General features: G+C 72.8%; 2 protein-coding genes. One reads left to right on the top strand and one right to left on the bottom strand.

Annotated elements, in window-relative coordinates; genetic code table 11:
- Nucleotides 1-102 precede the first annotated feature (102 nt).
- Nucleotides 103-1,539: a PepSY-associated TM helix domain-containing protein gene (locus tag ACFWGJ_RS43315; protein ID WP_387334480.1), complete on the bottom strand. Its 1,437-nt coding sequence runs from the start codon at nucleotides 1,537-1,539 to the stop codon at nucleotides 103-105.
- Between the two features lie 175 nt (nucleotides 1,540-1,714).
- Here ACFWGJ_RS43315 and ACFWGJ_RS43310 point away from each other — a divergent pair, with 175 nt between their 5' ends.
- On the top strand, nucleotides 1,715-2,356 hold the full coding sequence (locus tag ACFWGJ_RS43310; RefSeq protein WP_387334479.1) for a peptide deformylase: 642 nt from the start codon (nucleotides 1,715-1,717) through the stop codon (nucleotides 2,354-2,356).
- Nucleotides 2,357-2,392 lie beyond the last annotated feature (36 nt).

The raw sequence follows: 2,392 nt of genomic DNA, 5'->3' as shown, positions 1-2,392 counted from the left end.
CTGGGGGGCTGGTTTTTTTTTATAAGACACCGCGTGGGCGCGGGGGGGTGGGCGGCGTATCCCGGGCGGCCCCCGGGGCGCCCACGCCCGCCCGGGGCCCTGTCAGTTGGCGGTCTCCCGCTCCGCATCCTTGACGGTCTCCTTCGCGGGGCCGTACGTGCGTTTGCCCCGCCGGTAGGCGATCTCACCCAGGATCACGTCCACCGCGATGAAGGCGGCCAGCGAGATGCCGAGGAGCGGTACGAAGTAGCCGAGGACGGCGACCCCCGCCATCAGCGGGACGAGGACGTGCGCGGGCACCTGCTGCCAGGCGCCGCGCGGGATCGGACGGCCGAAGGCCGAGGCGCGGCCCCGCTGCCACCACATGCGGTAGCCCCACAGGATCAGCAGGATCAGGCTGAGGGCCAGGGCCATCAGCACCAGCTGGTTGACGAGGCCGAAGAGGACACCGGTGTGCGCGTCGATGCCCCAGCGGGTGAGCTTCGCCAGCACCGGGTAGTCGGCGAACCGCACGGTGTCGGTCACCTCGCCGGTCGCCGGGTCGACGGCGACCGCGTCCTGCTTGGTGGGCCAACTGCGCTGCACCTGGCTGACCTTGTACGCGGACTCGGCGTCCGCGGGCGGCACGATCTCCACCGGGTCGCCCAGGCCCTTCGCCCGCGCGGCGGCCAGCACCTTGTCGAGGCCGACACCGTGCTCGACACCGCCCTCGGCCGACGCCGAGCCGTGGCCCGCGTGTTCACCACCCGCGGCGGCCGACACCGACGGGGTCGCCTGGCGGAGCGAGGTGCGCAGTTCGTCGATGTTCGCTCCGGCGTACGTCGACCAGGTCAGGCCCGTCGCCGAGAGGAAGATGAAACCGACGGCGGCCCAGACGCCGACCGAACCGTGCAGACCGAGGGTGCGCCGGCGCCCGCTGGTGCCGCGTATCTTCCGCTGCGTACGGCGGCGGCCGAACCAGAGGACCAGCCCGCCGCCGGCGATCACCCACAGCCAGCTGGCGGCGAGTTCGCTGTAGAGGCGGCCGTCGTCACCGAGCTTGAGGTTCGCGTGGAACTCGTCGATCCAGGTGCGCAGCGGCAGGGCGCCGGTGGAGCCGTACTGTTCGAGCGCGCCGCGCACCTCGGCGGTGTACGGGTCGACGAACACCGCGAGGGTGTGGGTCTCGCCGATGCCGGAGACGCCGGACAGCATCACTCTGGTCGTCGCGTCGTCCTCGGGCGAGGGGCGTACCGCGGAGACCGTGCCCTCCGGGTGGGCCTTGCGCGCGGCGGCGACCTGCTCGGAGATCGGCAGCTTCCCGTCGCCGACCGGGACGGTCATCTCGTGCGAGTAGAGGATCTTCTCGGCCTGGAACGACGCCGCGTAGAGGAATCCGGTGGTGGCGGCGACCAGCAGGAACGGGGCGACGAGCACTCCTGCGTAGAAGTGCAGCCGCAGCACCAGCGGGCGCAGCGGCGCCCAGCCGCCGCGTCGGGGCGGGGCGGGGGTGGCGGACCGCGGGGACTCGTCCGTCTCGGTCGTGGGAGCGGTGGACATCGGCTGGCTTCTCCGGTCGGGCAGGGGACGACGGGGCCGTACTCGGCCGTGCGGTGCAGTAGTCGGTGGGCGGGCCCGTCGAGTTCCCGGAGATTTCTGTGGTGTGGGTCACACACCTGTTCGTGCGCCCGGGAGCCGCCTCGCTCCCCGGAGTTCCGCTTGGCATGCTGGCGCGATGGCATCATCCAGTGACCTCACGCCCCTCAGCGACCGGGTGGAGGAACTCCTCTCCCGTACGGGCCCGTTGCCGATCGTCGCCGCCGGTGACCCCGTGCTGCGCGGTGCGGCCGAGCCGTTCGACGGCCAGCTCGATCCGGCGCTCCTGGCCCGCTTCGTATCGGCCCTGCGCGACACCATGCACGCGGCGCCGGGAGTCGGGGTGGCCGCGCCCCAGGTGGGCATTCCGCTGCGGATCGCGGTGATCGAGGACCCGGCGCCCGTCCCGGACGAGATCCGCGAGGTACGCGGCCGGGTGCCGCTGCCCTTCCGGGTCCTGGTCAATCCGGTGTACGAGCCCGTGGGCACCGCGCGTGCCGCGTTCTTCGAGGGCTGTCTGAGCGTGCCGGGCTGGCAGGCGGTGGTGGCGAGGCCCGCCGAGGTGCGGCTCCTGGCGCGGGACGAGCACGGCGAAGCGGTGGACGAGGTGTTCACGGGCTGGCCGGCCCGGATCGTCCAGCACGAGACGGACCATCTGGACGGCACGCTCTATCTGGACCGCGCCGAACTGCGCTCGCTGTCGTCGAACGAGGCGATGGCACAGCGGTGGGCCCAGCCGACTCCGGCCGAGGCGGCGAAGGAGCTGGGCTTCCACCTGTAGTGCGGGCTGCCGCCCGGTCGGGCCCGGCCGGGCGGC

It is taken from the genome of Streptomyces sp. NPDC060205 (assembly GCF_042728395.1).
Taxonomy (GTDB): domain Bacteria; phylum Actinomycetota; class Actinomycetes; order Streptomycetales; family Streptomycetaceae; genus Streptomyces.
The sequence above is the reverse complement of the archived record's forward strand: the minus strand, read 5'-3'. Positions and strand labels throughout refer to the sequence as shown.

Excerpts from the sequence above, each read along its gene's own strand:
- ACFWGJ_RS43315 (WP_387334480.1), bottom strand. The coding sequence starts at position 1,539 with ATGTCCACCGCTCCCACGACCGAGACGGACGAGTCCCCGCGGTCCGCC.
- ACFWGJ_RS43310 (WP_387334479.1), top strand. The coding sequence starts at position 1,715 with ATGGCATCATCCAGTGACCTCACGCCCCTCAGCGACCGGGTGGAGGAA.